The organism is Nitratireductor sp. CH_MIT9313-5 (assembly GCF_037029545.1).
Classification (GTDB): Bacteria; Pseudomonadota; Alphaproteobacteria; order Rhizobiales; family Rhizobiaceae; genus Chelativorans.
In genome coordinates this window covers 705,418-729,051 of sequence record NZ_JAYMER010000014.1, presented here as the reverse complement: position 1 = coordinate 729,051, position 23,634 = coordinate 705,418, and the positions used below count along the sequence as shown (strand labels likewise).

Below are 23,634 nucleotides of genomic sequence, written 5' to 3'. Positions count from 1 at the left end.
TCATAATTTCAGGCCGGAGAGGGTGCCCATAGATGGCGAAAAAACATGTAGCCGTATTGATGGGCGGATTTTCCTCCGAGCGACCGGTCAGTCTTTCCTCAGGTGCAGCTTGTGCGGATGCGCTTGAAGCCGAGGGTTATCGCGTCAGCCGTGTGGACGTCGGTCGTGATGTCGGTCAGGTGCTGGCCGAGCTTTCGCCCGATGTTGCTTTCAACGCGCTGCATGGGCCCTTCGGCGAGGATGGAAAGATCCAGGGCATTCTGGAGTATCTTGGCATCCCTTATACGCATTCCGGTGTCTTGGCTTCAGCTCTGGCGATGGACAAGGAGCTTGCAAAGACCGTCGCGAAGGCGGCGGGGGTGCCAGTTGCCGAATCGAGAATCATGAACCGTGAAGATGTGGTCAACGCACATCCCATGAGGCCGCCTTACGTGGTCAAACCCGTGGCTGAAGGCTCCAGCTTCGGCGTTGTGATCGTGCGCGAAGGTCAGTCGCATCCGCCTCAGGCATTGAGTGCTGGTGACTGGTCGTATGGCGAGCGTGTCATGGTCGAGCGCTATGTCCATGGGCGCGAGCTGACCTGCGCAGTTGTGGGTGATGTGGCTCTGGCGGTGTGCGAAATCGTGCCTGTTGGTCACAGCTTCTATGATTATGACTCAAAGTATGTTCCCGGCGCATCAAAACATGTGGTGCCGGCAGAAATTTCACCGAAAATTTACCAAAAGATACAAACACTGTCCCTCAAGGCACACAAGGCTCTTGGCTGTCGTGGAGTGAGTCGGTCCGACTTCCGCTACGATGATCGGTTCTCCGAAGATGGAGAGCTGATTTGGCTGGAAATCAACACGCAGCCGGGTATGACGCCCACCTCGCTCGTGCCCGACATCGCCGCCCAGGCCGGGCATAGCTTTGGTGAGTTGTTGAGTTGGATGGTGGAGGATGCGTCTTGTTCGCGCTGAGGTCAGCTAAGGGTGCACATGCCGTGGTCGGCGGCTTCGTGCTGCCGCGCTGGTTGCGCAAGCCGGTGCGCATGGTTTCGCGCCTGCGCATCGACGAAATCAATCCGCCTCCATTTGCGGCAACGATTGCCACCGCAATCCTTTTTTCGGCAACGGGTCTTTATGGTGGCCTGCAGGGCGGGCATCTGGACGAGGTGGTTCAGGCAACAACGTCTCGCGTCGGCTTTGCCATCAATGATGTGCAGATCAGCGGGAATGCCGAAACCTCGGAGATCGATGTTCTCCAGCAGATCGGGCTTGATGGCTGGACCTCGATGGTCGGTTTCAGTGCAGCTGACGCTCGCGAGCGCATTACGCAGCTTCCCTGGGTGGAAAGTGCAACGGTGCGCAAGGTTTATCCCGGCACTGTAGAGGTCGCCATTGCCGAGCGTCTGCCCTATGCGCTCTGGCAGCGCGGGCAGACAGTATCCGTGGTGGAAAAAGACGGGTCCATCATTGCTCCCTATTCGCGCCCGCACCATTCGGTTCTGCCGCTGGTAATCGGTGAGGGGGCAAACGAGATTGCTCCGGAAATCATTGCGCTGGTCGAGCAGGTGCCGCAGCTGAAAGGGCGCGTGAAGGCTTATATCCGCGTGGCGGGTCGGCGCTGGGATCTGCGTTTGAATAATGATGTGACGATCCGCTTGCCCGAGCGTGGTTATGATTTGGCCTTACAGGACGCGGCTGCGCTTGATGCGCAGTATCAGCTGTTCTCCCGCGCCGTGACCGCAGTCGATCTGCGCATCCCGGACCGCATCACCGTGGCCATGACGCCCGAGGCTGCCGAAGAGCGCAGCGAAGCCTTCGACGCGAAACTCAAGGCGTTGAAGAAGGGGGCGCGGATATGAGCTGGCTTTCAGGTTCTCGCAATTCCGCACAGCGTTCCGGCATCATTACGGTTCTCGATGTTGGCTCCAGCAAGGTCTGCTGCATCATTGCCAAGCTCTTGCCGCTTGAGGGAAGCAGGGCGCTGCGTCACCGCACGCATCGCATCAAGGTCATCGGCATTGGTCATCAGAAGTCGCAGGGTGTGAAATCCGGCGTCATTGTTGATCTCGAGAAAGCTGAAAATGCCATCCGGCTTGCCGTGGATGCTGCTGAACGCATGGCCGGCATTACCGTCGACTCGCTGATCGTCAATGTGTCGGCCGGTCGCCTGAAGAGCGAAAGTGCGAGCGCCACGATCCGTCTCGGCGGCCACGAAGCCACCCAGTCCGACATTGATCGCGTGCTGGCAGCCGGTGCACGTCAGGCACTCAAGGCCGAGCGCGAAGTTGTTCATTCACTTGCTGTCGGGTTTTCTCTCGATGTCGAAAAAGGCATTCGCGATCCTCGCGGGATGGTGGGCGACACACTTGGCGTGGACATGCATGTGCTCACCGCAGATGCCGTCCCGCTGCGCAATCTGGAACTGTGCATCAATCGCTCGCATCTGACGGTTGAACGCCTTGTTGCGACACCCTATGCCTCGGGGCTGGCTGCGCTCGTTGACGACGAAGCGGAGATGGGCGCTGCCTGTATCGATATGGGCGGTGGCTCCACCACGATTTCGGTCTTCATGGACGGTAAATTCGTACATGCCGACGCGCTGCCTATCGGCGGCAACCATGTCACCATGGATCTGGCGCGAGGCCTCTCGACGCGGCTTGAGGACGCGGAGCGTTTGAAGGTGATGCATGCATCCGCTCTGCCTGCTACGGCAGATGACCGTGACATCGTCGCGATTCAGCCAATGGGTACGGATGAAAGCGAGCAGCCTCTCCAGGTGCCGCGCGCGGTCATGACGCGCATCGTGCGTGCCCGCATCGAGGAAACGCTGGAAATGGTGCGCGATCGGCTGAACCAGTCGGGCTATGGCAGCATGGTTGGTCGGCGCATCGTTCTGACCGGCGGTGCAAGCCAGCTTGCGGGGCTTCCCGAAGCGGCTCGCAGGCTATTGGGGCGCAATGTGCGCCTCGGGCGTCCACTGGGCGTTGCCGGTCTTCCCGAGGCCGCGAAGGGGCCTGCATTCGCAGCCCCGATCGGTCTCCTGATTTATCCGCAGGTTGCGGATTTCGAAAGCCGCGGTTCCAAGGGCGGCATATTCACACGTGCGACGGGCACCGGAGGGCGGTTCCAGCGCGTCAGTCAATGGTTGCGAGAGAGCTTCTAGCAACACAACAAAAGGTGCGGCCGCATGGGCGAAGCGGCGGAGAAGGCGGAAAGGACGAGGAAATGAGCATCAACCTACAAAAGCCGGACATTACCGAGCTAAAGCCGAGGATCACCGTATTCGGTGTCGGTGGCGGCGGCGGTAACGCCGTAAACAACATGATCACCGCGGGGCTGCGCGGCGTGGAGTTCGTGGTTGCGAACACCGACGCACAGGCACTGACCCAATCGAAGGCCGAGCGCCTCATTCAACTGGGCGCTGCCGTTACCGAAGGTCTGGGTGCGGGTTCCCAGCCGGAAGTCGGCCAGGCTGCTGCGGAAGAGTGCATCGACGAGATCATGGATCACCTGTCGAGCACGCATATGTGCTTTGTCACCGCCGGTATGGGTGGCGGCACGGGTACCGGTGCTGCTCCAGTGGTGGCGCGTGCTGCCCGCGAGAAGGGCATCCTGACCGTCGGCGTCGTGACCAAGCCGTTCCATTTCGAAGGCCAGCGCCGCATGAAGACGGCGGATGCGGGCATCGAGGAACTGCAGAAATGCGTTGATACGCTCATCGTCATTCCGAACCAGAACCTTTTCCGCATCGCCAATGACAAGACCACCTTTGCCGACGCATTCGCGATGGCAGATCAGGTGCTCTATTCCGGTGTGGCCTGCATCACCGACCTGATGGTCAAGGAAGGCCTGATCAATCTCGACTTCGCCGACGTTCGCTCGGTCATGCGCGAGATGGGCAAGGCCATGATGGGCACCGGCGAGGCTTCCGGCGAGGGCCGCGCGATGGCTGCGGCAGAGGCCGCAATTGCCAATCCGCTGCTCGACGAGACCTCCATGCGCGGTGCACGCGGGCTTCTGATCTCCATCACCGGCGGTCGTGACCTGACGCTGTTCGAGGTGGACGAGGCTGCAACGCGTATCCGTGAAGAAGTCGATCCGGAAGCGAATATCATTCTTGGCGCGACCTTCGATGAGGAACTGGAAGGCGTTATCCGCGTCTCCGTCGTTGCGACAGGCATCGACAAGACGGCAGAGGAAATTTCTGCTCCGGTTTCCGCTCCGCGCGCCATCCAGCGCCCGGCTGCACCGCAGGCTTCACAGCAGGCCGCGCCTCAGCAGCCTGTCGAGAGCCGTCCCCAGCAGCCTGCCGCGGCACAGTCCGCGCCTGCAGGAGGCACCGTGGTGGGAAACGACCCAGTGGCTGAAGCAATCCGCAGCGCATCTTCCGATGCGCCGCAGATGCAGGCGGGCGCCTTTCAGCCACAGAGCAAGCTCTTCAAGCCCGCAGTAGCACCTCAGCAGCCCGCACAGGCTTCCCAGCCAGTTGTCGGTCATGCTCAGGCTGCAGTCGCACGTCAGCCCGAGCCTGCTCCGGCACCGGCTCCGCGTCCGGTACAGCCACAGGCGCAGGCCCAGCCACAGCAGCCGGCACAGCCGGTGCGTATGCCACGCGTGGAAGACTTCCCGCCGGTGGTACAGGCCGAGCTTGGTGCGCAGAATGGCGACCACGAAGAGCGTGGTCCGATGGGTCTGCTCAAGCGTCTGACGAGTGGTCTTTCGCGCCGTGAGGAAGAAGCTCATGCCAGCCAGCCACCTGAGCCGCGTCTGCGTCAGCCGGCTCCGGAAGCACGCCGTGCGCCTTCCGAAGAAAGCCAGCTTTACGCGCCGCGTCGTGGCCAGCTGGACGATCAGGGGCGAATCACGCCGCAGGTTCGTTCGAACCACGAAGATGATCAGCTGGAAATTCCAGCCTTCCTTCGCCGACAGGCAAACTGATCGCTCACGCGATGCTACATTATGTAAAAAAGCGGGCGCGAAAGCGCCCGTTTTTGTTTAGCGAAATATTAGTAATAACAACGTTTTATTAGGAAAGTTTGAAAGCTGTGTGGCGTAACACAGGGTAACGAAGCGTGATTTGGCGCGGTGCGGGTGGAACATTATCTTTCAGCGCAATGAAGTAGGCGCGGGGATGATTTGGGGCTTGTCTCTCGTGCTGTGTTAAGAGCCGTCCGCAGGCAGAAGCTAAAAGGCAGAACGATACGGACGTGCTGATGGGGATCGATTTGCTCGAGTTTCAGACAACACTTTCTTCGGCTGTCAGCCTGAAGGGCATTGGCGTACATTCCGGCAAGCCTGTAACGGTTACGTTCCATCCGGCAGAAGCCGATACCGGCGTTATCTTCCAGCGTGTTGATGATGGGGCACAGGGGCGTCTGATCCCGGCGCTGGCTTCGGAAGTCGGTGAAACGGATCTCAGCACCAGTCTTGGCAACCCCGCAGGTGACTATGTCGCCACGGTCGAGCATCTCATGGCCGCAGTCGCTGCCATGGGTGTGGATAATGTGCTTGTCGAGATCGATAGCCCGGAAGTGCCCATCATGGATGGCAGCGCGTCAGCTTTCGTCGAGGCTTTCACCCAAGCGGGTATGAGGCAACTTTCCGCAAAGCGTCGTTATATCCGCATCCTGAAGCCGGTCCGCATTGACAATGGCAGTTCATGGGCTGAGTTCCGGCCGCATAACGGGACACGGTTTGAGGTCGAGATCGACTTCGACAGCCCGGCAATCGGCCGTCAGGCATTTGCTGCGGATCTGACTGCAGAGACCTTCTCCAAGGATATTGCGCGGGCACGCACCTTCGGCTTCATCAAGGATGTGGAGCGCCTGTGGGCTGCGGGTTATGCACTTGGTTCCTCACTCGAAAATTCGGTCGTGATCGGTGAGGACAACAAGGTCATCAATATGGAAGGCCTGCGCTACTCCAACGAATTCGTGCGCCACAAGATGCTGGATGCCATTGGCGACCTGGCTCTTGCCGGGGCGCGCTTTATCGGCTGCTTCCGTTCCTATCGCGGCGGACACCGACTGAATGCTGCAGCACTTCGTCACCTGCTGACGGATCGCGCGGCCTTCCAGATCGTTGAGACGACGCGACGCGAGGGCGGACGCTCAGCAGAGATGATAGCGGTCAATGCCCCGGTTTTCGCACCCTGGGTGTTGTAGCCGCGAGAGCGGCGCTGGCGGACGCTTCAGTCCCGGCTCATTCGGTTAGCTGCCATAAATTTGCGCCATTGCCAGCCGATAGCGTTGCCGCGCGCGGCCATAATGCTTTATGAGTGCGTGCATATCGTGAACCGACTGCGCTTAAGGGGCGGATTTTTCATGACTTCAGGACGCAATGCCAGCCAAGGCCGCAAGCCGACCCTGCCGCTCATCATGAGCGCGGTCGCGCTTCCATTGGTGCTTGCTGGCTGTCAGGGGGAGAAGGATCTCGACCTTTCGACCTATGTCGAGACGATCGAACCTGCCGATGCGCTGTATAATCAGGGTCTGGCCAATCTGAATGCCGGACGCCTCAAGGAGGCGGCAGCCAAGTTCGAGGCCGTGGACCGGCAGCACCCTTATTCGGAATTTGGCCGCAAGGCGCTCCTGATGAGCACCTTTACCAATTACCGCCAGGGCCGCTATTCCGAGGCAGTTAATAGCGGGCAGCGATATGTGACGCTCTATCCCACGAGCGATGACGCGGCCTATGCGCAGTATCTGGTTGGGCTGTCCTATTTCCGTCAGATCAAGGAAGTCACGCAGGACCAGAGCGAAGCGCGCAAGACCATCGAGGCAATGAACCAGGTGGTCGAGCGTTGGCCGGATTCGGAATATGTCGAGGATGCGCAGGAGAAGATCCGCTTTGCCCGCGACCAGCTCGCCGGCAAGGAAATGCAGATCGGCCGCTATTATCTCGAACGCCGCGAATATATCGCAGCCATCCGCCGTTTCCGCGGCGTTGTCGAGAACTACTCCAATACCCGTCACGTCGAAGAGGCATTGGCGCGTCTTGCGGAGGCCTATTTTGCCATGGGCATTGCGCCGGAAGCGCAGACCGCCACGGCTGTGCTGGGGCACAACTTCCCCGAAAGCAAGTGGTACAAGTCGTCTTATCAGCTTCTGCAGTCCGGCGGTCTGGAACCGCGTGAGAACAGGGCGTCCTGGATCTCAAAGGCTGCAAGCGTCATCGTAGGGGGCTGACGGCCACGCGATGCTTTCGCATCTTTCGATCCGCGATATTGTCCTGATCGAACGGCTGGATATCGATTTTTCGGCGGGCTTGTCCGTGCTTACCGGTGAGACGGGTGCGGGCAAATCGATTCTTCTCGATTCTCTTTCTCTTGCACTCGGCGCACGTGGCGATGCAGGCCTTGTCCGCCATGGCGCGGATCAGGGGCAGGTGACCGCCGTATTCGATCTGCCCATGGGGCATCCGGCGCGCGATCTTCTGCGCGAAAATGCCATTGAGGATGAAGGCGATATCATCCTGCGCCGCGTGCAGAACGCGGATGGCCGCACCCGCGTTTTCATCAATGATCAGCCTGCGAGTGTCGCGCTGATGCGGCAGGTTGGGCGCGTGCTTGTCGAGATCCACGGTCAGCATGATGAGCGCGCACTGGTCGACACTGCTGCACATCGCGAACTGCTTGATGCCTTTGGTGGACATGGCGGGCTTGCGCAATCCGTTCGCGCGGCCTGGAAGGATTGGCGAAAGGCCGAGCAGGAATTGCAGCGGCACCGCGCCCGCGTCGAAGCGGCTGCGCGAGAGGCTGATTTTCTTCGGGCATCGGTGGAAGAGCTTGCAAAGCTTGATCCGCAGCCGGGCGAAGAGGAAGAACTGGCGGAAGAACGCGCCCGGATGATGCGCGCGGAAAAGACCGCAGCAGACATTGCCGATGCGCAGGAAGTGCTTGGCGGTCACCAGTCGCCAATCCCGACGCTGGCAAGCCTTCTGAGGCGTCTGCAGCGAAAGGCCGATGAGGTGCCGGGGCTTCTTGATGAGATCATCCAGTCGCTGGACGAAGCGCTGTTGTCGCTGGATGGCGCGCAGAGTGCAGTTGATGCGGCCATGCGTGCCACCGAGTTCGACCCGCAAAGGCTTGAGCAGGCCGAGGAGCGGCTCTTTGCGTTGCGGGCGGCAGCGCGCAAGCACAATGTCATGGTGGACGAACTGCCGGTTCTGCGCGACCGCATGGATAATGATCTTGCCGATCTTGATGCAGGCGAGGAGCGTCTGGGGGCGCTGGAGCAGGAGGCGATTGAACGGCGCAAAGCCTATGATCGTCTTGCCGCAGAGCTTTCGACCGCACGCAAGGCGACGGCTGAGACCCTGGCCGAAACGGTGATGGCAGAACTCCCAGCGTTGAAACTTGAGCGCGCGCGCTTCATCGTGCAGATCGACAGCAATGCGGATGAGCCTTTGGCCGAAGGCATCGATACGGTCGAATTCTGGGTCCAAACCAATCCCGGCACGCGTCCGGGGCCGATGATGAAGGTCGCTTCCGGTGGCGAGCTTTCACGCTTCCTGCTGGCCCTGAAGGTTGCTCTGGCTGATCGCGGCTCGGCACCAACGCTTGTCTTCGACGAGATCGATACGGGTGTTGGAGGTGCAGTTGCCGATGCTATCGGCCAGAGGCTGGCACGGCTGGCAAGCCGCATTCAGGTGCTTTCGGTCACCCACGCACCTCAGGTGGCTGCGCGCGCCAACACGCATTACCTGATTGCGAAATCCGGTAGCCAGGAGCAGGTGACAACGCGTATTCGCGTGATGGAGCCGCAGGAGCGGCAGGAAGAAATCGCACGCATGCTGGCTGGCGCCACCGTTACCGAAGAAGCGCGGGCTGCTGCGACAAGACTTCTTCAGGAGAATGTCTGAAGCATTCATTGCTGCGCTTGAGCGGGCAGGCGGCATGGCTCTATGTTGGCGCGCCAACGAATCCGGATATTCATGTCATGACCACTGCAGATATTCCCGTCGATGATCTGACGGAGGCTCAGGCCGCCGATGAACTCAAGCGGCTGGCGAAAGAGATTGCCGAGCATGACAGGCGCTATCACACTGAAGATGCGCCGACGATTTCCGATGCCGAGTATGACGCGCTGCGGCGGCGCAATCTTGCCATAGAGCAGCTTTTCCCAGCACTTGTGCGGCCCGATTCCCCTTCGGCACGCGTCGGTGCGCCCGTCTCGGAGAAGTTCGAGAAGATCAGGCACAAGGTGCCGATGCTCTCGCTCGACAATGCCTTCAATGATGGCGACGTGGTGGATTTCGTTGGGCGCATCCGTCGCTATCTGAAGCTTGATCCTGATGCTCCCATCGCAATGACGGCGGAGCCGAAGATCGACGGGCTTTCGCTTTCGCTGCGCTACGAGAATGGCAGGCTGGTGAGTGCTGCGACCCGCGGTGACGGGCAGGTCGGCGAAAATGTCACCACCAATGCACGTGCCGTGGCCGACATCCCCAATGTGCTGGATGGTGATCCGCCAAAAATTCTGGAGGTGCGCGGCGAGGTCTACATGACCCATCGTGACTTTCTGGCGCTCAATGAGCGGCAGGCTGCGGAAGGCAAGCAGACCTATGTCAATCCGCGCAACACGGCGGCAGGTTCGCTGCGCCAGCTTGATGCGTTCATTACGGCACAGCGTCCACTGAAATTCTTCGCCTATGCATGGGGGGAGGTGAGTGATCTTCCCGCCGAGACGCAGTTCGAGATGGTGGAGAAGCTGCAAGCCTACGGCTTCAAGACCAATGACTTGACGCGGCTATGCGAGAGCGCTGAAGAGCTGATCGCGCATTATCGCAGAATAGAGGAAGGCCGTGGCGGCTTGCCCTATGACATCGACGGCGTCGTCTACAAGGTGAACGACCTGACGCTGCAGCAGCGGTTGGGCTTCATCTCGCGCACGCCGCGCTGGGCGATTGCCCACAAATTTCCGGCGGAGAAGGCGACGACCATTCTGCGCGGGATCGATATTCAGGTGGGACGCACCGGGGCATTGACGCCGGTGGCGCGGCTTGAGCCGGTCACGGTAGGCGGCGTGGTGGTGACCAATGCCACACTGCACAATGCCGAAGAGATTGAGCGGCTGGGCGTGAAAATCGGGGACACGGTTACGGTGCAGCGGGCCGGCGATGTGATCCCGCAGATTTTGGGGTATGTCGAGGACAAGCGGCCTGACGATGCAGTAGAGTTCGCATTCCCGCAGGTTTGCCCCTGCCATCTGAAAACGCCGGTGGTGCGAGAGGGCACGGCGGCAGGATCTGAAGGGGTGGTGCGGCGCTGTTCGGGCGAGTTTGCCTGTCCGTTCCAGCGCATCGAGCATCTGCGCCATTTCGTGTCGCGCAAGGCCTTTGACATTGATGGTCTGGGCGAGAAGCAGATCGAGTTCTTCTTCCACGACGAGGATTTGCCGGTGAAGAGCCCGGCGGACATCTTCACGCTGAAAGAGCGTGATGAAGCCAATCTGAAAAAGCTGAAGGCCAAGGAAGGTTGGGGCGCACAGTCCGCGGCGAAGCTCTTCGAGGCGATCGAGGCGCGGCGCGAGATCCCGCTTGACCGGATGATCTATGGGCTCGGCATTCGTCATGTTGGCGAGCAGACGGCGAAAACCCTTGCGCGCGGCTATGGCTCCTGGAGCGAGTTTTACGACGCGGCACTGGCTGTAGCCGGTGGTGACATGCAGGCGCGCGAGGAGATGGATGCGCTGGACGATGTCGGAGATGCCGTCATCGATGCCGTGGCCACCTATCTGGCGGAAGAGCACAATCGTGCCCTTGTCGACGCGCTTGCCGCACAGGTGAAAGTGATTGACGCCGAGAAACCTGCTGCGGATTCGCCGGTCTCGGGCAAGACCATCGTTTTCACCGGCGCACTGGAGCGCATGTCGCGCGATGAGGCGAAGGCCATGGCGGAGCGTCTTGGTGCGAAAGTTGCCGGATCTGTTTCCAAGAAGACCGATCTCGTGGTAGCAGGGCCGGGTGCTGGTTCGAAGCTCAAAAAGGCGGGAGAGCTTGGCATCGAAGTGATCGATGAGGCGACATGGTTTGATCGCTATATCGACTGAAAATCCGGTTCAAAATCCTTCACACCTGGCTCAAAGCTTTTGATGTGACTGGTCAGCATTGCTGACCTATGCTGGCCCCTTCGGAGGAACCATGACAATCGACAGTGTCGCCGTGGCTCGAGGGCCTGGCGAGTTCATGCGAGGCGTGCAGCGCGGCGTTCCCGTGCTTATCGCGGCAGCACCATTCGGGCTTCTGTTTGGCACCATTGCCCACGAGAACGGCTTCAGCACCTTTGAAGCGGTGCTGATGAGCGCAACCATTTTTGCCGGCGCCAGCCAGATGGTCGGGCTGGATTTGTTCGGCACGAAGGTCGCGCCGTGGCTGATCGTGCTTTCGATATTCGCGGTCAATTTCCGGCATGTGCTCTATTCGGCCACCATTGGCCGGCATCTTTCGCATTGGTCGCTGCCGGAGAAGATTATCGGTTTCTTCTTCCTGATCGATCCGCAATTTGCCGAGGCCGAACGGCGCGTGGAAGAGCGCAAGCCCATCACCTTTGCCTGGTATATGGGGCTGGGGCTGCCGATATATCTGTCCTGGGTCATTGAATCCTGGCTGGGCGCACTGTTTGGGCGTTTCATTCCCGATCCTTATGCGCTGGGCATCGACTTTCTGCTGCCCATCTATTTTCTCGGTCTCGTAATGGGCTTTCGCAAGCGGGCCATGTGGTTGCCGGTGGTGGCCACGAGTGGCGTGGCTTCGATCGCAGCCTACCACCTCGTCGGTTCGCCCTGGCATGTCTCCATAGGCGCGATGGCCGGTGTTGTGCTGGCAGCCTTCATCACGCCGGTCACGCCGAACGAGGAGGACAGGACATGAGCACGACCGTCTGGATTATCCTGGCCGGTGCGGTCATGACTTATCTGACCCGGGCGGGCGGCCATATGGTGCTGTCGCGCTTTCCCCGCATCCATCCGCGCGTGGAAGCCGGGCTCAATGCCGTTCCTGCGGCAGTCTTGACCACGCTTGTTGCACCTGCCGCCATGCAGGGCGGGGTGCCCGAACTGACGGCTCTGGCCGTCGGGGTGGTGGTCGGCTGGTTCACCGGCCTGATGCCGATGTTCTTCACCGCTGCGGCGGTGCTCATTCTTCTGCGCAATGTGATGGGCTGAGACGTGGCGCTCTTGCGCCACCGCCCTTACGTCTCACAGCGGAGCAGTCGCCGCTTCAAGCCAGGTCCTTGTCTCTTCGTCAACGAGCGGCGCAATCTCCTGCATTACGCGAGCGTGGTACTCATCAAGCCAAGCGCGCTCCTCTGCACTCAATAGCTCCGGGGCGATCAATTTTCGATCGATCGGAGCAAGGGTCAGCGTTTCGAAACCGTGCATGGGAATGTCGCCACCTGCGATCTCTTCGGCAGGCGTGACGGCGATGAGGTTCTCGATACGGATGCCGTAGTGGCCGGGCTTGTAGTAGCCAGGCTCATTCGAAAGGATCATGCCGGCATGAAGCTTTTCCATGCCGCGGCGAGAAATGCTCTGTGGGCCTTCGTGGACAGCCAGATATGAGCCAACGCCGTGGCCTGTGCCGTGGGCGTAGTCCAGACCATGCTGCCAGAGTGCAGTGCGCGCGAAAGCGTCAATATCAACGCCCCTTGTGCCTTCCGGGAAGCGCAGACGCGTGATGGCGATCATGCCCTTCAGCACCAAGGTAAAGCGCTGGCGTTGTTCGTCGTATGCCTGGCCGAGCGCGATGGTGCGGGTGATGTCGGTCGTGCCATCCTCGTATTGGGCTCCTGAATCCAGAAGCAGAAGCTCGTGGGACGAGAGCCTGCGGCTCGATTGCCTGTTCACCCGGTAATGGATGATAGCGCCATTCGGCCCGCTGCCGCTGATCGTGTCGAAGGAGATGTCCTTCAGCGGCATCTGGAAGCGCTCTCCGGTTTCGCGGCGAAATGCCTCCAGCTTCTCGACCACTGCGATTTCGTCCAGCTCCTCGGGCGTCTGCCGGTTGAGCCATGCAAGGAAGCTGGCAACAGCCGCACCGTCGCGGTGGTGCGCGTTGCGGGAGCCGGCGAGTTCGACCGCGTTTTTGATCGCGCGAGGCAGGCGGGTAGGGTCTTTGAAATCCTCCACATTGCGGTCTGCAGCTTCCACAATTGCCCGTAGCTTTTCAGCGGCAAGCGCTGGATCAAGGCCGATGCTGGCTGCGGAAGAGGCGAGCGCGGTTAGCTCGCTTTCCAGCATTTCAGGCAGATGAAGGTCCGCCAGCTGCGTAAGATAGGCCTTTGTTTCGATGGAGAGCTTGCCGGGATGGAGAAACAGCTTTGGCCGACCGTGAGCAGACAGTATTGCAAATCCCAGCGCGAGCGGTGTGTGCGGCACGTCGCTGCCACGAATATTGAAGAGCCAGGCGAGTGAGGAAGGGTCGGTTAGCACCGTGTGTGCAATATTGGCCTCACGCAGAACCTCACCAATCCGGTCCAGCTTCTCGCCGGCCGTTTCACCAGCATATTGCAGCGGCTGGATGGTTACAGGTTTCACCGGAGGAGCAGGGCGGTCCTGCCAGACCTTGTCGACCAGATTGGCAACGGGGACGAGTTCCACGCCACGTCTGACAAGTGCCTCGCGCATGGAACGCATCTCCCCGATGGTGTGAAGCCAAGGATCGAAGCCAATGCGCGCATCACTCGGGAGACTCGCTTTCATCCAGGAGCGGGGCGGGTTTGTCACCAGACTTTTGATCTGGAAAATGTTGCTGTCCGTCTGTTCTGCTGCCTGCAGGGTGTAGCGCCCGTCAACGAAGAGGATGGCGCTGTCGCGCAGGATAAGGGCTGCGCCAGCCGAACCCGTGAATCCGGTCAGCCATGACAGGCGCTCGGAGCAGGGAGCCACATATTCGCCCTGATGCTCATCTGCACGCGGCACGAGGAAGCCCGTCAGATCGAGAGCTTCAAGCTGTTCGCGCAGGGCAGACACACGTGAGGCAGCCTGCGCGCTGTCGGATGCGGAATCGAATGTCTGAAACATGGTTTCCCGGTGATGACCTCAAAGAATGCGGCACCGTAAACCTGCTGATGCTTAGGGGCAATGCACCAGATGATGTTGGGAAGCTGGACTATATTGCAGTGCAACAATTGTCTTCGCATATGCAAAAATGAGATGGCTCCCATTCCCAATATGCGCTGGTGGGCCGACCGCGGAAACCTTACATTCCAAAGCGTGGAGGACAGAAAGTTTCTCTCAAGGATTGGAGACCTCACATGGCCAAGCGCAATTTCTTCCGTGGTGCAGTGGACGCACTGGTGGCTGCTCGTCAGAAGCAGGTCAGCCGCTACGTAAACGGTGCGCTGCTCATGCTCGACGACGACACGCTCAAGGCTCACGGCTACACCCGTGAAGAGCTTCGCCGCAACGGCAGCACCTACATGTACTAAGGCCCAATCAGCCTTATTACCTGATGCGATGGGCGGCTCGAGGCCGCCTTTTGCATATCCGGAGAAGGGAAACTGTTTCAGCGCTTCAGGTGGATGGTGACCCAACCTTCGCGATGTATCGTCGAGACATGGCGAAAGCCCTGGTTCACATATGCTGCAACGACATTGTTGCGCTGACGGTCCAGAATTCCGGAAAGGATAGCTGATCCGCCGGACGCAAGGTGGCGGGCCATCTGGGGCGCCAAGCCCATCAACGGACGCGCCAGAATATTTGCCACAATCAGGTCGAACGGTCCGCGTTGGGAAAATATGCGGTGGTGGAAGCCGGGTGCGGTGACCGTCTCAACCCGTCCGGCAACCTGATTGAGTCGGACATTCTCCGCAGCAACACGCGTTGCGATAGGGTCTATGTCGGTTGCCAGAACAGGAATGTGGCTGAGTTTCGCCATGGCTATGGCGAGAACCGCGCTTCCCGTTCCCAGATCCAGCGCGTTGCGTGGGTTCTCCCGGCGCATTACCTGTTCGATGGTTTCCAGACAGCCCGACGTTGTGCCGTGGTGGCCCGTACCAAACGCCTGGCCCGCCTCTATATGGACCCCAATTTCGCCGGGGCGCTTCTCGTCGCGATCATGGGCGCCATGTACGAAAAAGCGGCCGGCGCGAACCGCGTGAAGACCTTCCAGTGAATGCGAGACCCAATCTATGTCGGGCAGTTCCTCGCGGCTGATCGCGGGGATCTCGCCTAGTGAATGCAGCAGGGCGCGCATTTTTCCCTCCGCGCCATCCGCATCGCCATCTGCATATACCGAAACTTCCCAGATATCCTCGTCTTCACTGATCTCCATGATGGCAAGGGGAAGACCTTCCTCCTCCAGCCCCTGGTCGAGAAGCGCATAGATCTGTTCGAGGTCCTGCTTGGGACCGCGCAGGTGCAGGCGTGTCTGCGGCATGTCGTGTTATCAGCCTTCGTTTATGAGGCGGCGCAGCTTCGCGATCGCCGTTTCCGGGTTCTCCTCATAAGCGATGGTGCCGAAGAAATCACCCTTCCGGTCGAGAAGCATTACGGAGGCGGTGTGATCCATGGTGTAATCGCCGTCCTCAAGCTCGACCTTCCGGCTGAAAATGCGGAAACCCTTCACCATTTCGGCGACCTTTTCCGGTTCACCCGTGATTGCCTGGATGCGATCGGAGAAGTTGCCAACATAAGCCTTGAGGATCTCCGGCGTGTCGCGCTCGGGATCAACGGTCACGAAGTAAACGTCGAGGTCCTCTGCTTCCGCGCCCAGCTGCTCGAGCCAGCTCTGCATCTCGAAGAGCGTGGTGGGGCAGACATCAGGGCAGTGCGTGAAGCCGAAAAAGAGTGCGGTCGGGTTGCCTTCGAAGGCCTTTTCGGTGACGGGCTCGCCATCCTGGTTCACCAGTTCGAAAGGTGTACCGAAGGCGACGACCTCCGGTTCGCTTCTGTACCACTGATAGGTCATGTAGCCGACGGCGGCAGCCATGACCACGATAATGGCAATAAGGATCGCGCGCATCATAGGAGAGGTTCCGAAATTAAAATCTTCAGGTCAGAAGCAGAAGGGAAGTCCGTTCTGCGACAGCGTGAGAAAGAGGGAGGTTCCCTGGTTCTGCCAAAGCGCAAGGCCGCTTCCTCCGAGCACGGCAACACTGGCCAGTGCAACGGCAAACAGGAGATATGACGAGGAGCGCGAGCCTTGCGGGTTCATGAAGCGAGACTAGCCTTCGCCGACAATTATGCAAAGAAGCATTGTGTCGCGGCGCAAGCTTCTGCAATCACAACAGTGTCAACGAGCGCCATTGAGAGAGGGCTGGCTGTATGGAAGATTTGCGCTTTACCGATCCGCAGCCGCGGATACACGGGACAGCCAGTCTGAAGGGTTGCAAGCTTGGCCGCTACAGTGCGGTGGGCGAGCGCGTAGTGCTGCGCGAGGTCCAGTTGGGGGATTTTTCCTATTTCGAGCGGCACGCGGAAGCGATCTACACCACCATTGGGCGTTTTTGCTCAATTGCTGCCAATGCGCGGCTGAACGCTCTCGAGCATCCGATGGAGCGGGTCACAACCCACAAGATCACCTACCGGCCAAACGAGTATTTCCGCTATCTCGGTGTCGATGGTGCTTTTCGGGAGAGGCGACGCGCTCGCCCGGTCACTATTGGTCATGATGTTTGGATCGGCCACGGCGCGGTCATCATGCCCGGTGTGAGTATCGCAGATGGGGCCGTGATTGGCGCAAACGCTGTCGTCACCAAGGATGTGGACGCCTATAGCGTGGTTGCCGGCGTTCCTGCCAAGAAGATACGCGACCGTTTTCCGTCCGAAATCGCCGCGCGTCTACGCGATGTGGCGTGGTGGAACTGGAGCGACGATAAATTGTTCGAGGCCATTCCCGACATGCAGAATCTGGAAATCGGAGCGTTTCTGAAAAAGTGGGAGAACGCCTGAGTTCGGTTTGCGTGCACTCTCAGGGGAATCCCTTCCGCCTGGAACGAGACGGAAGGGTTTTTCCTGGAGGCAGGAGTTCAGCCCGATGATCTTGCTGAAGCGTGCACAGACTATGATGCATATCGTAAATGAAATGTGAAGCCAAAATTCTACCTGAGGGTGTATTCAGGTGCCAGCTTCTTCTTCATCATCATCTAGTGGTTCAGTGTCTTCAGACGTGCCGCGTATCACTGAATAGCTGGACCAAGTGGGCTGTGGCTGGTGTACCAGTTACGTTAACGTTTACGTCGCCGTGACATATCGCGTGCTCTTCCGGTTTCGGAAAAGGTGTTGAAATTCAACTGGCTATTTCGGTTTTGACGTTATGTTCTCTTGAGGCGACGAAATACTGTTTCTGTTGTTTACTCGCTTTCTGCGTGTGTTGACACCTGCGAGCCATATATTGCCATATATAACGAACGCCGCGAAAGCGGAGTGCGAGGGGGCGACAGATGCACAAGCAGTTTGATGAGTTGAAGAAGCAATTGAACGAGCTTTCGGAGACTCTCAACAGATTTGAATCCGAGGCAGTACAACTGCGCATTGTTGAGCTGCTGTTCAAGCAGCAGAACGTGGACGGGCTGTCGGAAAACGCAACTGGCTACCGTGCGGGCCCAGGTTTTCAAGGTGTCGACTGGATTGGCGAGCGCGGCGAGTTGCTTCATCGCGGCCGTCCGCGCCGCGGGCGCAAGACCGCGCCAAGCGCGAGTGGTGCTGTGGCAGCCTTGAATGATCTTCTGAACGGCGATTTTTTCAACGAGCGTCGAACAATCGGTGACATCGTCAAGAAATGCGAGACCGATCTGGGCATGCGCTACAAGTCGAATGCCTTTTCTGGCCCGCTCTCGCGCTATGCAAAGAACGGAGTTCTGCAGCGCGAGAAGAATGACGAGGGCAAATTCGTCTACTTCAAGGAGCAGGGGGGCGAATAGCGCCCGCTGCCCTTTCCAAAGCGTCAGACCGGGCTGACGAAGCCGTCGAGCACACGCTTCTGGCCCGCCTTGTCGAAGTCGATGGTCAGTTTGTTGCCGTCGATCGCAGCGATGTTTCCGTTGCCGAACTTCAGGTGAAAGACACGGTCGCCCACCTTGAATGCCGAAGGTGTGTCGGAGACGGATTTGGCAACAAGCTCTCCTTCGATGGTTCGGCCCTTCACCGAGCCTCGACCAGCTCCATAGCCTGAATCTGCCTCACCATAACCGATGCGCTCGACCTGATGTCCGGAGCGGGTGCCCCAGTTTCGGTCGGTGGCGCTGTTGCGGTTCTTCTGCGCCCGCTGCCAGCCGGGTGTTGCATAGGTGTTGGAGAAGCTGCCCTGATCGTCGAAGCGGGAGCGGCCATAAGGGTTCGGCCTGCCGATCTGTCCGTCGGGCCGCCCATAGCCGCCATAGGCGCTTCCGTCCTCGCAGACCTCGACATGAGCCTCGGGCAATTCGTCGAGAAAACGCGACGGCATGGTAGTCTGCCATAATCCGTGGATGCGCCTGTTGGAGGCGAACCACAGATGCAGGTTTTTCTTGGCGCGGGTGAGGCCGACATAGGCAAGTCGACGCTCTTCTTCCAGGCCGGTTCTACCGCCTTCATCCAGCGCACGCTGGTGCGGAAACAGACCTTCTTCCCAGCCGGGCAGGAAGACCGTGTCGAATTCCAGGCCTTTGGCAGAGTGCAGTGTCATGATGCTGATCGCATCCATTTCCTCGTCGCGCTCGGCGTCCATCACCAGCGCCACATGCTCCAGAAAACCGCGAAGGCTCTCGTAATCTTCCATGGAGCGAATGAGTTCCTTGAGGTTCTCCAGCCGGCCCGGCGCTTCCGCAGAGCGGTCGTTCTTCCACATGTCCGTGTAACCGGATTCCTCAAGGATCAGTTCAGCAAGCTCCGTATGGGAGGTGCGATCGAGCATGTCCTGCCAGCGCTCGAAATTCTCTACCACGGTGCGAAGTGCTGCGCGCGGCTTCGGCTTCATCTCCTCGGTGCCAACGAGATCACGCGCGGCCTGGAGCATTGGCACCTGGCGCATGCGGGCGACGTCGTGGATCTGCCGGACGGCTGCTTCACCAAGACCGCGCTTCGGCACGTTCACGATGCGCTCGAAGGCGAGGTCGTCTGCGGGCTGTGCGACGACGCGGAAATAGGCCATCGCGTCGCGTATTTCCTGCCGCTCATAGAAGCGCGGGCCGCCGATGACGCGGTAATTGAGGCCAAGGGTCACGAAGCGGTCTTCGAATTCACGCATCTGGAACGAGGCGCGCACGAGGATCGCCATGTCGTTCAGCGCATGCTTCTTGCTTTGCAGCGCCTCGATTTCCTCGCCGATTGCGCGCGCTTCCTCTTCGGAGTCCCACGATGCATGGACTTGCACCTTTGGCTCGTCGGGGTCTGCCTGTTCGGTGAAAAGCGTTTTTCCCAGCCGGCCCTCATTATGGGCAATCAGGTGCGAGGCAGCGCCGAGAATGTGAGACGTCGAGCGGTAGTTGCGCTCCAGGCGGATCACGGTTGCGCCGGGGAAGTCCTTCTCGAAGCGCAGGATGTTATCGACCTCAGCGCCGCGCCAGCCATAAATCGACTGGTCATCATCACCCACACAGCAGACGTTGACCGATTGACCCAGACGCTGGGCAAGCAGGCGCAGCCACATATATTGGGCGGTATTGGTGTCCTGATACTCGTCAACGAGGATGTAGCGGAAGCGCTTGTGGTACTCCTTCAGCACATCCGGATATTCGCGGAAAATGCGGATCGGGTGCAGGAGCAGGTCTCCAAAATCCACTGCATTGAGTGTGAGGAGTCGGTTCTGATAGGCCGCATAAAGCTCGCGGCCCTTGCCATTGGCGAAAGCGCGCGCATCGCCTTCAGGAATTTCCTTGGGCGTGAGTCCCTTGTTCTTCCAGCCGTCGATCATCTGGGCGAACTGACGTGCCGGCCAACGCTTGTCATCCAGCCCCTCGGCCTGAATGAGCTGCTTGAGCAGGCGGATCTGATCGTCCGTATCAAGGATGGTGAAAGAGGATTTCAGGCCGACGAGTTCGGCATGACGGCGCAGGAGCTTCACGCCAATCGAGTGGAAGGTGCCAAGCCATGGCATGCCCTCGATCGCTTCGCCGACAAAGACGCCGATACGCGTCTTCATTTCGCGCGCGGCCTTGTTGGTGAAGGTCACTGCCAGGATCTGCGAGGGATAAGCCTTTCCGGTCGCCAGGATGTGCGCAATGCGTGTGGTCAGAACGCGCGTCTTGCCCGTACCTGCACCAGCCAGCACAAGGACAGGACCCTCTGTCGTTTCCACAGCCTGAGCTTGCTCAGGGTTCAGGCCTTCAAGATAAGCCTGGCGTGGAGCGGCGCGTGCGGCCATGGCGCGCGCGGCAATGCCGCCGGCGCGTGGACCAGGTGCGGGTGCTGCATCTTCTTCGTCGAAGAAGGGGATATCATCAGGTGAACCGGACATAGGCTCCGCATATGGTGATTCGAGGCCCCAAGGGCAAACGTTTTCCTTTTGTACCGGTTCAGGTGGCGGGATTAAAGGGCAGGTAGGAGTTTCGAGGCAGCGCATACATGCTGATATTGACCAATTCGCGCGGTGCGTGTAATGGAAGCATTCTCTACACAGGAGTTTTGATGTCCCGCTAATGATAGAGGGCTTTTCACAGGCCTTCACCGGCTCGAAGCCAGCAGAAGTCTCTGCTGATTGAGCTGCAGAAACCAATGAAAGTTTCTCATTCCACCTCGGGTGGAGTGACATGTGGGATATTTCCAAATGATAAGAAAATACCGTCAGCAGGATGCTGACCGGCTGATTGCCATCTGGCGTTCAGCGAGCGACCTTGCTCACCCGTTTCTGTCCAAGAGCTTTCAGGATGAGGCACAGAAGCTCATCCGCGAGGTATATCTGCCTCAAGCAGAAACGATGATCCTTGAGCAGAACGGCACCATCCAGGGGTTCATCGCGCTGATTGGCAATACCATTGGCGGGCTCTTCGTTGACCCCGATGCAATTGGCAAAGGGTACGGACGTGCTCTGGTTGACTGGGCTTACGCGGAAAAGGGACCGCTTGAGGTGGAAGTCTTCCGCGATAACCCGATCGGCCGCCGGTTCTATGACCGCTATGGGTTCGTCTTCAAGGAAGAAGCCATTGATGAGCCATCCGGGTTCCCGATCATGCGGATGACCTATCGCGGCTAGTTGCCGCGTTGTTTCCAAGCGAAGGCGGGGCGGTTTATCGCCCCGCCAGTTTCATTGGCGCAGTTGCGCTGCGCGCTGGATGATCGCGCGGCCGAAAATCAGGTCTATCGGGATCGGCGCATTGGAGCGGCTCAGCTGGTAAAGCTCGTCATCGAGGCGCTTGCAGGCGCGCCAGAAGTCGTAGCTCGAGAAAGCCGGATCGTAAGCCAGCCGCTCGGACATCTCCTTCACATCGATCCTCACGAAAGCCTCCTGCCGGTGCAGATTTTGCACCGGATACGAATCATTAACCGCAAACAAGAGGATCATCCCGCGCACCGTTAACCATCAAGCTTTTGGCAAGGCAAAGCTGTGCAAAGGATTTCATGGTTAATGGCAGGTAAAGAGTGGCGTTACCTTAACGATGTTCTTCTTCGCTAGCCTGCACCAGTGCGCGATTGTAAGCGCGCAGGGCATGGATATGCGTCGCCCAGGCGATGATGCGTGTCTCGTCGCGCGGGTCGATGACTGGCAGGCGGCTGTGGCCGCCCTTGTCGAAGGCACGCAGGGCTGCTTCGAGAGTATCTGTCGGCTTCAGGCTGGGTGATTTCTCCGGATCATAGGTCTCAGGCTCTGCCTCATCGGGCAGGGGATCCATGAAATCCATGACGCGTTTGTTTTGCCCCAGGGCGCGATGTGGTCCCTGCTGCAGGAAGAGGCCGCGCGTCTCCAGCTGCCAGTGGAACCAGGAATGGCCGTGGATGGCCTGCGTGATGCCATGTGCGACGGCGACGCAGAGAAGGAGGGCGATCGAAAGCGTATAGCCGCCGGTCAGCTCGAAGACGATCACCGTGGTCGAAATGGGCGCCCCGAGCACTGCACCGGCGACCGCACCCATGCCGAGGATGGCGTAAAGACCTTCGCTGGATGCAAGTTCGGGAAAGGCAGACGCGGCGATGATGCCGAAGGAACCGCCGGTGAGGGCACCCAGATAAAGGGCAGGCGAGAAGATGCCGCCGCCAAAGCGGGTGCCGAGCGTAATAGCGGTGGCGATGGTCTTGACCACGATGAGAGTCAGCATGGTTATCAGCGGCAGTTTTCGCCACAGGGCCATGTCGGTAACTTCGTAGCCCACGCCCAGTACCTGCGGAAAGAAAACGGCAATGCCGCCAACAAGCAAACCGCCAAGCACAGGCAGGAGCCAGTAGCGGATATGGAGGCTGCGGGCGAGATAATCGGCGAGGAAAAGCGCAAGCTGGAACAGGATGGCCACAACGGCTGCCGTTACACCGAGGAGTGCGAAGGCCGGAAATTCCCAGAAGGAAGTAATCTGGTGATGGGGAATGAGGAAGGCAGCCGCATCACCGAACCAGAGGCGGGAGGCCACGCCACCGGCGGTGGAGGCAATCACGATGGGCACGAAGGAACGCATGGCGTAGTGGCCGAGGATGACCTCATGCGCAAAGAGCACACCGGCGATCGGCGCGTTGAAACTGGCTGATATTGCACTCGCCACGCCTGCGGCCAGAAGCGTGCGGCGGCACCATTCGGGGAGGTTGGCACGCCAGGCAAGGGCTGTTGCCAGAACCGCGCCAAGATGCACGACCGGTCCCTCGCGTCCCGCACTTCCGCCGAAGCCGAGCGAGAGCACCGTGACGGCTGATGAAAGCAGCCCGTCACGCAGATGCAGGCGTCGACCGGTCAGTGCACGCGCCTCGATCACGTCGGCGACGGCACCGGTGCGGCGTGCGGTCAATAGCGGCAGGAGACCGCCGACAATCAGACCACCAATGATGGGGCCAGCCATGACCCAGTACCAGGGGAGGGTGAGCGCTGCAGAATAGACGTGTTCGCTTCGGGTGCCCAGCCACAGAAGCTGAACGAAACCGATGCCTTCGCGGAAAAGTATCGCGGCAACGGCCACACCGAAGCCGATGATGAGCGCGAGAAGCCACACATAGGGCTGGCGCGTGCCGGTAAAGGCCAGGATGTTCGGAGACACCCAGGAATGCACGATCTTGGGAAGCTGTCTGATGATCTCCGGCGTCATCGTGATTATCGGCGTGGAATAGAGATGGATCGTCCCGCCCGCTGCGGGTGCGGGAGGTCAGCATGCTCACGCTGCATGGTCTCGATGGTCTCAGCGATGTCGTCAGGGAAGGGGGTCACCTTGGGTCCGTTCATGTCGATATGCAGGCTCAGGCACTCGCAGGCCGCCGCCAGCCAGCCATCCTCGTGATGGATTTCCTGGTAGAGATGAAGCCGCTTTGTGTCGTGATCCAGCAGCTGGGTTCGAACCCTTACCCGATGGCCCTGATGCAATTCGCGGATATAGCTCAAATGAATTTCAGCGGTATAGATCGTCAGGCGGCGTTCGGCCGCGTAGTCAGGGCCCATATTCATTTCAAGAAAAAGTTCGTCGGCCGCACGATCGAATATGACCGTATAATAGGCCATGTTCATGTGGCCGTTATAGTCGATCCAGTCCTTTTCCACCTCGAACACGCTGGACAGATGCGGGGCGGCCAATCTCGTTCTCCTTGCCTGAACAAAAGGG

At 59.4% G+C, this 23,634-nt stretch carries 23 protein-coding genes; 15 read left to right on the top strand and 8 right to left on the bottom strand.

The genetic code is table 11. From position 1 onward, the window contains the following. Positions 1-32 precede the first annotated feature (32 nt). The 10 genes from WA367_RS11035 (at position 33) to WA367_RS10990 (ending at position 12,151) form a co-directional block, all read left to right on the top strand. Positions 33-959, top strand: a complete 927-nt coding sequence (locus tag WA367_RS11035) for a D-alanine--D-alanine ligase (RefSeq protein ID WP_336056788.1) — start codon at positions 33-35, stop codon at positions 957-959. Then, a complete protein-coding gene (locus WA367_RS11030) occupies positions 947-1,846 on the top strand; it encodes a cell division protein FtsQ/DivIB (RefSeq protein WP_336056787.1) in 900 nt (299 codons plus the stop codon). The genes WA367_RS11035 and WA367_RS11030 overlap by 13 nt, the downstream gene beginning before the upstream one ends. Continuing rightward, entirely contained in the window at positions 1,843-3,150 is a 1,308-nt protein-coding gene (gene ftsA / locus WA367_RS11025) for a cell division protein FtsA (RefSeq protein ID WP_336056786.1), read from the top strand. Before WA367_RS11030 ends, ftsA begins: the two co-directional genes overlap by 4 nt. A 62-nt stretch (positions 3,151-3,212) precedes the next feature. After that, positions 3,213-4,925 (top strand): cell division protein FtsZ, encoded by a 1,713-nt coding sequence (ftsZ, locus tag WA367_RS11020; protein WP_336056785.1) that lies wholly within the window; start codon positions 3,213-3,215, stop codon positions 4,923-4,925. A gap of 275 nt (positions 4,926-5,200) precedes the next feature. Then, on the top strand, positions 5,201-6,151 hold the full coding sequence (lpxC, locus tag WA367_RS11015) for a UDP-3-O-acyl-N-acetylglucosamine deacetylase (protein ID WP_336056784.1): 951 nt from the start codon (positions 5,201-5,203) through the stop codon (positions 6,149-6,151). Positions 6,152-6,364: 213 nt separating this feature from the next. Next, complete coding sequence (locus tag WA367_RS11010) at positions 6,365-7,174, top strand: outer membrane protein assembly factor BamD (protein ID WP_442935576.1); 810 nt, start codon at positions 6,365-6,367, stop codon at positions 7,172-7,174. A 10-nt stretch (positions 7,175-7,184) separates the two neighbouring features. Further along, positions 7,185-8,849, top strand: coding sequence for a DNA repair protein RecN (gene recN / locus WA367_RS11005; RefSeq protein WP_336056782.1), 1,665 nt, complete (start codon positions 7,185-7,187; stop codon positions 8,847-8,849). A 77-nt stretch (positions 8,850-8,926) separates the two neighbouring features. Further along, positions 8,927-11,038: an NAD-dependent DNA ligase LigA gene (ligA, locus tag WA367_RS11000; RefSeq protein WP_336056781.1), complete on the top strand. Its 2,112-nt coding sequence runs from the start codon at positions 8,927-8,929 to the stop codon at positions 11,036-11,038. Positions 11,039-11,129: 91 nt separating this feature from the next. Beyond that, positions 11,130-11,858 (top strand): AzlC family ABC transporter permease, encoded by a 729-nt coding sequence (locus tag WA367_RS10995; RefSeq protein WP_336056780.1) that lies wholly within the window; start codon positions 11,130-11,132, stop codon positions 11,856-11,858. Continuing rightward, entirely contained in the window at positions 11,855-12,151 is a 297-nt protein-coding gene (locus WA367_RS10990) for an AzlD family protein (RefSeq protein WP_336056779.1), read from the top strand. Before WA367_RS10995 ends, WA367_RS10990 begins: the two co-directional genes overlap by 4 nt. 33 nt (positions 12,152-12,184) lie before the next feature. Here the strand turns inward: WA367_RS10990 and WA367_RS10985 are convergent, their stop codons facing one another. Continuing rightward, the gene (locus WA367_RS10985; protein WP_336056778.1) at positions 12,185-14,008 is read right to left on the bottom strand and encodes an aminopeptidase P family protein; all 1,824 of its coding nucleotides are present in this window, start codon (positions 14,006-14,008) and stop codon (positions 12,185-12,187) included. On the opposite strand from WA367_RS10985, the gene WA367_RS10980 reads away from it, so the two are divergent. Together WA367_RS10980 and WA367_RS10975 are read left to right on the top strand one after the other, a co-directional pair. Then, the gene (locus WA367_RS10980; RefSeq protein ID WP_336056777.1) at positions 13,996-14,139 is read left to right on the top strand and encodes a hypothetical protein; all 144 of its coding nucleotides are present in this window, start codon (positions 13,996-13,998) and stop codon (positions 14,137-14,139) included. The two genes, WA367_RS10985 and WA367_RS10980, sit on opposite strands and share 13 nt — an antisense overlap. Positions 14,140-14,241: 102 nt before the next feature. After that, complete coding sequence (locus WA367_RS10975; protein ID WP_036479843.1) at positions 14,242-14,415, top strand: hypothetical protein; 174 nt, start codon at positions 14,242-14,244, stop codon at positions 14,413-14,415. A gap of 77 nt (positions 14,416-14,492) precedes the next feature. Here WA367_RS10975 and WA367_RS10970 read toward each other — a convergent pair whose 3' ends face one another. Genes WA367_RS10970 through WA367_RS10960 form a run of 3 tightly spaced genes read right to left on the bottom strand, consistent with a single transcriptional unit; the run spans position 14,493 to position 16,142 of the window. Next, a complete protein-coding gene (locus tag WA367_RS10970; protein ID WP_036479845.1) occupies positions 14,493-15,365 on the bottom strand; it encodes a 50S ribosomal protein L11 methyltransferase in 873 nt (290 codons plus the stop codon). Positions 15,366-15,374: 9 nt separating this feature from the next. Next, positions 15,375-15,953, bottom strand: a complete 579-nt coding sequence (locus tag WA367_RS10965) for an SCO family protein (RefSeq protein WP_336056776.1) — start codon at positions 15,951-15,953, stop codon at positions 15,375-15,377. A gap of 30 nt (positions 15,954-15,983) precedes the next feature. After that, positions 15,984-16,142 carry a hypothetical protein gene (locus WA367_RS10960; RefSeq protein ID WP_336056775.1) on the bottom strand — a complete coding sequence of 53 codons (159 nt, stop codon included), beginning with the start codon at positions 16,140-16,142 and terminating at the stop codon, positions 15,984-15,986. A gap of 110 nt (positions 16,143-16,252) precedes the next feature. Here WA367_RS10960 and WA367_RS10955 point away from each other — a divergent pair, with 110 nt between their 5' ends. Beyond that, positions 16,253-16,879 (top strand): DapH/DapD/GlmU-related protein, encoded by a 627-nt coding sequence (locus WA367_RS10955; protein WP_336056774.1) that lies wholly within the window; start codon positions 16,253-16,255, stop codon positions 16,877-16,879. A gap of 491 nt (positions 16,880-17,370) precedes the next feature. Further along, positions 17,371-17,850 carry a hypothetical protein gene (locus WA367_RS10950; RefSeq protein WP_336056773.1) on the top strand — a complete coding sequence of 160 codons (480 nt, stop codon included), beginning with the start codon at positions 17,371-17,373 and terminating at the stop codon, positions 17,848-17,850. Between the two features lie 23 nt (positions 17,851-17,873). Here WA367_RS10950 and WA367_RS10945 read toward each other — a convergent pair whose 3' ends face one another. Further along, positions 17,874-20,363, bottom strand: coding sequence for an ATP-dependent helicase (locus WA367_RS10945; protein ID WP_336056772.1), 2,490 nt, complete (start codon positions 20,361-20,363; stop codon positions 17,874-17,876). A gap of 309 nt (positions 20,364-20,672) precedes the next feature. Between WA367_RS10945 and WA367_RS10940 the strand changes: the two genes are divergently transcribed. Then, positions 20,673-21,098 (top strand): GNAT family N-acetyltransferase, encoded by a 426-nt coding sequence (locus tag WA367_RS10940; RefSeq protein WP_336056771.1) that lies wholly within the window; start codon positions 20,673-20,675, stop codon positions 21,096-21,098. A gap of 51 nt (positions 21,099-21,149) precedes the next feature. On the opposite strand, the gene WA367_RS10935 is transcribed toward WA367_RS10940, so the two are convergent. From WA367_RS10935 to WA367_RS10925, 3 genes are all read right to left on the bottom strand, one after another. After that, positions 21,150-21,341 (bottom strand): hypothetical protein, encoded by a 192-nt coding sequence (locus WA367_RS10935; RefSeq protein WP_336056770.1) that lies wholly within the window; start codon positions 21,339-21,341, stop codon positions 21,150-21,152. 154 nt (positions 21,342-21,495) lie between these two features. Next, positions 21,496-23,127 (bottom strand): chloride channel protein, encoded by a 1,632-nt coding sequence (locus WA367_RS10930; RefSeq protein ID WP_336056769.1) that lies wholly within the window; start codon positions 23,125-23,127, stop codon positions 21,496-21,498. Positions 23,128-23,132: 5 nt separating this feature from the next. Next, a complete protein-coding gene (locus WA367_RS10925) occupies positions 23,133-23,606 on the bottom strand; it encodes a thioesterase family protein (RefSeq protein ID WP_336056768.1) in 474 nt (157 codons plus the stop codon). Between the last annotated feature and the right edge of the window lie 28 nt (positions 23,607-23,634).

Bases quoted from the DNA above. Each gene is read 5' to 3' on its own strand.
- WA367_RS11035 (WP_336056788.1), top strand. From the start codon at position 33: ATGGCGAAAAAACATGTAGCCGTATTGATGGGCGGATTTTCCTCCGAG.
- ftsA (WP_336056786.1), top strand. From the start codon at position 1,843: ATGAGCTGGCTTTCAGGTTCTCGCAATTCCGCACAGCGTTCCGGCATC.
- ftsZ (WP_336056785.1), top strand. From the start codon at position 3,213: ATGAGCATCAACCTACAAAAGCCGGACATTACCGAGCTAAAGCCGAGG.
- lpxC (WP_336056784.1), top strand. From the start codon at position 5,201: ATGGGGATCGATTTGCTCGAGTTTCAGACAACACTTTCTTCGGCTGTC.
- WA367_RS11010 (WP_442935576.1), top strand. From the start codon at position 6,365: ATGAGCGCGGTCGCGCTTCCATTGGTGCTTGCTGGCTGTCAGGGGGAG.
- recN (WP_336056782.1), top strand. From the start codon at position 7,185: ATGCTTTCGCATCTTTCGATCCGCGATATTGTCCTGATCGAACGGCTG.
- ligA (WP_336056781.1), top strand. From the start codon at position 8,927: ATGACCACTGCAGATATTCCCGTCGATGATCTGACGGAGGCTCAGGCC.
- WA367_RS10995 (WP_336056780.1), top strand. From the start codon at position 11,130: ATGACAATCGACAGTGTCGCCGTGGCTCGAGGGCCTGGCGAGTTCATG.
- WA367_RS10990 (WP_336056779.1), top strand. From the start codon at position 11,855: ATGAGCACGACCGTCTGGATTATCCTGGCCGGTGCGGTCATGACTTAT.
- WA367_RS10980 (WP_336056777.1), top strand. From the start codon at position 13,996: ATGTCTGAAACATGGTTTCCCGGTGATGACCTCAAAGAATGCGGCACC.
- WA367_RS10985 (WP_336056778.1), bottom strand. From the start codon at position 14,008: ATGTTTCAGACATTCGATTCCGCATCCGACAGCGCGCAGGCTGCCTCA.
- WA367_RS10975 (WP_036479843.1), top strand. From the start codon at position 14,242: ATGGCCAAGCGCAATTTCTTCCGTGGTGCAGTGGACGCACTGGTGGCT.
- WA367_RS10970 (WP_036479845.1), bottom strand. From the start codon at position 15,365: ATGCCGCAGACACGCCTGCACCTGCGCGGTCCCAAGCAGGACCTCGAA.
- WA367_RS10965 (WP_336056776.1), bottom strand. From the start codon at position 15,953: ATGATGCGCGCGATCCTTATTGCCATTATCGTGGTCATGGCTGCCGCC.
- WA367_RS10960 (WP_336056775.1), bottom strand. From the start codon at position 16,142: ATGAACCCGCAAGGCTCGCGCTCCTCGTCATATCTCCTGTTTGCCGTT.
- WA367_RS10955 (WP_336056774.1), top strand. From the start codon at position 16,253: ATGGAAGATTTGCGCTTTACCGATCCGCAGCCGCGGATACACGGGACA.
- WA367_RS10950 (WP_336056773.1), top strand. From the start codon at position 17,371: ATGCACAAGCAGTTTGATGAGTTGAAGAAGCAATTGAACGAGCTTTCG.
- WA367_RS10945 (WP_336056772.1), bottom strand. From the start codon at position 20,363: ATGTCCGGTTCACCTGATGATATCCCCTTCTTCGACGAAGAAGATGCA.
- WA367_RS10940 (WP_336056771.1), top strand. From the start codon at position 20,673: ATGATAAGAAAATACCGTCAGCAGGATGCTGACCGGCTGATTGCCATC.
- WA367_RS10930 (WP_336056769.1), bottom strand. From the start codon at position 23,127: ATGACGCCGGAGATCATCAGACAGCTTCCCAAGATCGTGCATTCCTGG.